This is a genomic window from Mycobacterium simiae, from assembly GCF_008370645.1.
Taxonomy (GTDB): domain Bacteria; phylum Actinomycetota; class Actinomycetes; order Mycobacteriales; family Mycobacteriaceae; genus Mycobacterium; species Mycobacterium simiae_A.
In genome coordinates this window covers 1-4,733 of the sequence record NZ_VTZN01000264.1, presented here as the reverse complement: position 1 = coordinate 4,733, position 4,733 = coordinate 1, and the positions used below count along the sequence as shown (strand labels likewise).

Genomic DNA, 4,733 nt, shown 5'->3' with positions numbered 1-4,733 from the left:
CCGGGCAGCGCCGGACGGTGGTCCGGTGCCGGTTTGGGGTCCGGTGACTCTTCGGGCTCGTCGAGCAGCTCGAACACCCGCTCGGCGCTGGCCACGCCGGACTGCAGGGTGTTGTACATCCCGGCGACTTGGCCCACCGGTGTGTTGAATTGCCGGACGTACTGAATGAACGCCTGGATGCTGCCCAGCGTGATGTGCCCAGTGGCAACCTGTAAGCCGCCCGCCACCGCCACCGCAACGTAACCCAGGTTGCCGATGAACGTCGTCGCCGGTGCCACCAAACCGGAGAAGAACTGGGCACCCAAGCTGGCCTGGTAGACGTCGTCGTTAAGCCGGCGGAACTGTGCTCGGGCCGCGGCCTGGTGGCCGAAGGTCTTGACCAGCGTGAACCCGCTGTAGGTTTCTTCGATGTGGGCGTTGAGGCGCCCAGTACTGGTCCAATGCGCCACGAACAGTGGTTGCGAGCGCCGCGTGATCGCCCGCGTCACCAGCAGTGACAGCGGCACCGTCAGCACCGTGATCAGCGCCAGCAGCGGCGAAATCCACATCATCATGAAAAGCACGGCCACGACTGTCAGAACCGACGTCACCAGCTGGCTGATCGTCATCGACAGCGACGACTGGACGTTGTCGATATCGTTGGTGACCCGGCTCAGCAGCTCGCCGCGCTGACATCCGTCGAAGTAGGACAACGGCAGCCGGTGCACTTTCTCCTCCACATCGGACCGCAACGCGGTGACGGTCCGCTGTACGGTGACGTTCAGCAGTCGGGCTTGGCCCCAAATGAGCAGCGAGGCAACGAGGTACAGCGCCAGCGCCAGGGCCAGGGTGCGTGCCACCGCGCCGAAGTCCACGCCCAGACCAGGTACCACATTCATCCCCGCGAGCAGGTCGGCGAAGGTATTGTCACCACGGGCTCGGGCTGCCGCGATGGCCTGTGCCTTGGTGAGTCCGGCCGGCAGCTGTCGTCCGATCACGCCGTTGAACAGCAGATCGGTGGCGTGGCCCAGGATTCGCGGCACCGCCACACCGATCGCCGTGCCGGCGATACCCAACGCGATCACCGCGAGACTCAGCCGGCGGTGCGGCGCTAGCCGTTTCATCAGGCGGGTGGCCGAACCCCAGAAGTCTTGCGACCGCAGGTTAGGGGGTGGCGCCGCGCCTCGCGGCCGCTGACTCATCGCAGCGGTCACGGCGGGCCTCCGACGCCGGCGGCCACCGACTGTGAGGTGGCGAATTCGGCATAGGTGGGGCAATCGGCGATCAAGGAGTCGTGGATGCCCGCGCCAACGACTCGGCCGTTGTCGACGACGATCACCTGGTCGGCCTGGGCTGCTGTCGACACTCGTTGTGTGACAACAATAATCGTAGCTGTGCTGGCTACGTTGCGCAGCGCCGCGCGGACCCGGACCTCGGTGTGCACGTCCAGAGCCGAAAACGCGTCGTCGAACAGATAGATGGCAGGGTGACGAATGACGGCCCGGGCAATCGCCAGCCGTTGGCGTTGCCCACCGGAAAAGTTGGCTCCGCCCTGGGCGACGCGCATATGCAGCCCGTGTGCCCGCACGAAATCGTCGGCAGCGGCGATCCGCAGTGCCGCCCACATCTCTTCCTCGGTCACGATCTGTGCTGGGGTCGCGCCGTAGCGCAGGTTGTCCGCGACGGTGCCGGAAAACAAGTAGCCGCGCTGGGGTACCAGTCCTATTGCACCCCAAAGTCTTTCGGTGTGGTAATCGCGGACGTCGATACCGTCGATTTGGACGGTGCCGCCGGTGACGTCGTACAGCCGGCAGATCAGCGACACCAACGTTGACTTACCCGAACCGGTGCTGCCAACGATTGCGGTGGTGGTACCGGGCCGAGCTGTCAACGAGATATCGTGTAGCACCGGGAAATCGGCGCCGGGATAAGTGAATGTGGCACCGTTCAAGGTGACCACTCCCTTGATCCCATCCGGTGGGAATGCGGGGTGCGGTGGGTTTTGCACCGCGGCCCGGGTGGAAAGCACCTCCGTGATGCGTTCGGCGGATACCGACGCTCGCGGTAGCACGACCAGCGTCATCGTCGCCATCAATACCGCCATCAGGATCTGGGCAAAATAGGCCAGAAAGGCGCTCAGCGAGCCGACCTGCATGTGTCCCTGGTCGATGCGTAAGCCCCCGAACCAGATCACCGCGACGCTGGACACATTGATGGTCAGGGTGGTCACCGGCAGCATCAGCGCTTGCCAATTACCCGCACCCAAGGCGGTTTCGGAGAGCGCGGTGTTCGCCTGAGCGAACTTGTCGCGCTCAAAGCCTTCCCGGGTAAACGCGCGGACCACTCGGACGCCGGCCAGCTGGTCGCGCAGCACCCGGTTGATGGCGTCTATCCGGCTTTGCATGCTGCGAAACAGTGGCAGCATGTGCGTCATAATCCAGTAGTTCGCCATGGCCATGATCGGGATGCTGACCAGTAGCAGCCAGGTCAGCGCGGCCTCCTGGTGGATGGCCATGAGGATGCCGCCAACACACATGATCGGTGCGGTCACCAATACGGTGGCCGTCATCTGGACCAGGAAAACGATCTGCCGGACGTCGTTGGTGCTCCGGGTCAGCAATGTCGACGCGCCGAATCGGGCAGTCTCCCGTTCGGAGAAGCTGACGACGTGTTCGAACACCGCGCTGCGCAGGTCCCGGCCGAAGCCCGTCCCGGTCCGTGAGCCAAAGTAGATGGCACCCACCGCGCACAGCACCTGGAAGCCGGTGACCGCCAGCATCACCACGCCTAGCCTGACGATGGTGGAGGTGTCACCCTTGGCGACACCTTCGTCGATGATCGCGGCGTTGACCGTGGGAAGGTACAGCGCAGCGAGGGTACTGACCAGCTGCAGCAGCATGAGTACTGCGATGAGCCGGCGGTACGGGCGGATGTACTGGCGCAGCAGTGCCAGGAGCATGGGGTAACTGTCGCATACCGCGCCTGCTCAGCCGCCGCGCCGGGCTCACCAGCCGGCCCGAAATGCCTGATCAAGTGGCGTGTCGGTGGTTGACCCGCAGGGCTGCGGCTACAGTGCATGCTGTGACCAGCAGTAGAAGAGGTACGCGGTGCGACGCAATGTGACGACGCTGGCCCTGGCGGTAGCGGTGGTGTGTGGTTTCGCGATTGCCGGTTGCTCCAGTTCCGGAGACAACAAGCCGGGTGCGACGATCACATCGACGCCGGGTACTGCCGAGGGCAAGCACGGACCCTTTTTCCCGCAGTGCGGCGGCGTCAGCGATCAAACGGTGGCGGAGCTGACCAGGATCGCGGGGCTGGTCAACACGGCGAAGAACTCGGTGGGCTGCCAATGGCTGGCCGGCGGCGGCATCGTGGGACCGCACTTTTCCTTCTCCTGGTACCGCGGCAGCCCGATCGGGCGGGAACGCAAGACTGAGGAATTGTCGCGCGCAAGTGTTGAGGACATCAACATCAATGGTCACAGCGGTTTCATCGCGATCGGCAACGAGCCCAGCCTGGGCGACTCACTGTGCGAAGTGGGGATCCAGTTCCAGGACGACTTCATCGAGTGGTCGGTGAGCTTTAGCCAAAAGCCCTTCCCACCGCCCTGTGACATCGCCAAAGAACTGGCCCGCCAGTCGATTGCGAACTCGAAATGAGACGTCTCCTGGTCGTGGTGGCGACCCTGATCGCCGCGCTATGTCTCGTGACCGGATGCACCAAGTCGATTTCGGGAACCGCTGTCAAGGCCGGTGCGGGCGGCGTCCCGCGCAACGACAACTCCGAACGGCAGTACCCGAACCTGCTCAAGGAATGTGAGGTGCTGACCACCGACATCCTGGCCAAGACCGTGGGCGCTGATCCGCTGGACATCCAAAGCACATTCGTCGGCGCGATATGCCGGTGGCAGGCCGCCAACCCGGCCGGATTGATCGACATCACCCGGTTCTGGTTCGAGCAGGGCAGTCTGAGCAACGAGCGCAAGGTCGCCGAGGGCCTGAAATACCAGATCGAGAATCGAACGATCCAGGGCATCGACTCGATTGTGATGCGCCCCGGCGACCCCAACGGCGCGTGCGGCGTCGCCAGCGATGCGGCGGGCGTGGTGGGCTGGTGGGTCAACCCGCAAGCGCCCGGCATCGATGCCTGCGCGCAGGCCATCAAGCTGATGGAGCTGACGCTGGCCACCAACGCTTAGCCGCTGCGCGGTACGTGGAAGGCGACGAGCGCGGCCCCGCTTGGCTCGAGGTCGGCCCAGTGGCCTGGGACGCCTAGCACCGCGATCGCCGACGTCGGAAACTTCTCCGAAATGCGTTGGGCTGCAGCGGTGTCGGTGTCGCCTGTCAGGATGAGGGCCAGTGCCGACGTTGTCGGCTCGTGGCCGATGACGAGCAGGGTCTTGACCTCGTCGGCTACCCGGTTGATCTCGTCGATCACGGTGCCAGGTGCGGCGCCGTAGAGCCGCTCGACGTAACGCACCGGCGCATCGATGCCAATGCGTGCCAAGGTCTCTCGAGTGCGAGCCGCCGTCGAGCACAGCACGCTGTCGATCGTTGGCAGGTTGGCGCGCAGCCAGTCGCCGGCCAGACCGGCCTCTCGGACGCCTCGTGCCGCCAGCGGTCGCTCATGGTCGCCAACCCCGTCCGGGTAGGCCGACTTGGCATGCCGCATCAGCACGAGGCTGCGGTGCTGCTCATTCATTGGGCTCACGTTAGTGAGTCCCGATTCCGGGTGGCTATGCCGCGTCGTCGTCT

5 protein-coding genes are annotated in these 4,733 nt (G+C 64.7%); 2 read left to right on the top strand and 3 right to left on the bottom strand.

All coding sequences use genetic code 11. The features are described from left to right. Window positions 1-1,181, bottom strand: a 1,181-nt coding sequence (locus F0Q45_RS24395) for an ABC transporter permease (RefSeq protein WP_149656341.1), incomplete at its 3' end; no start/stop codon positions are given. Window positions 1,182-1,189: 8 nt separating this feature from the next. Next, on the bottom strand, window positions 1,190-2,938 hold the full coding sequence (locus tag F0Q45_RS24390) for an ABC transporter ATP-binding protein (RefSeq protein ID WP_149656339.1): 1,749 nt from the start codon (window positions 2,936-2,938) through the stop codon (window positions 1,190-1,192). A gap of 148 nt (window positions 2,939-3,086) precedes the next feature. On the opposite strand from F0Q45_RS24390, the gene F0Q45_RS24385 reads away from it, so the two are divergent. Beyond that, complete coding sequence (locus tag F0Q45_RS24385; protein WP_149656338.1) at window positions 3,087-3,638, top strand: DUF3558 domain-containing protein; 552 nt, start codon at window positions 3,087-3,089, stop codon at window positions 3,636-3,638. Beyond that, a complete protein-coding gene (locus F0Q45_RS24380; RefSeq protein WP_149656337.1) occupies window positions 3,635-4,177 on the top strand; it encodes a DUF3558 domain-containing protein in 543 nt (180 codons plus the stop codon). Before F0Q45_RS24385 ends, F0Q45_RS24380 begins: the two co-directional genes overlap by 4 nt. Here F0Q45_RS24380 and F0Q45_RS24375 read toward each other — a convergent pair. After that, window positions 4,174-4,680 (bottom strand): SixA phosphatase family protein, encoded by a 507-nt coding sequence (locus F0Q45_RS24375; RefSeq protein ID WP_188113138.1) that lies wholly within the window; start codon window positions 4,678-4,680, stop codon window positions 4,174-4,176. The genes F0Q45_RS24380 and F0Q45_RS24375 overlap by 4 nt on opposite strands. Window positions 4,681-4,733 lie beyond the last annotated feature (53 nt).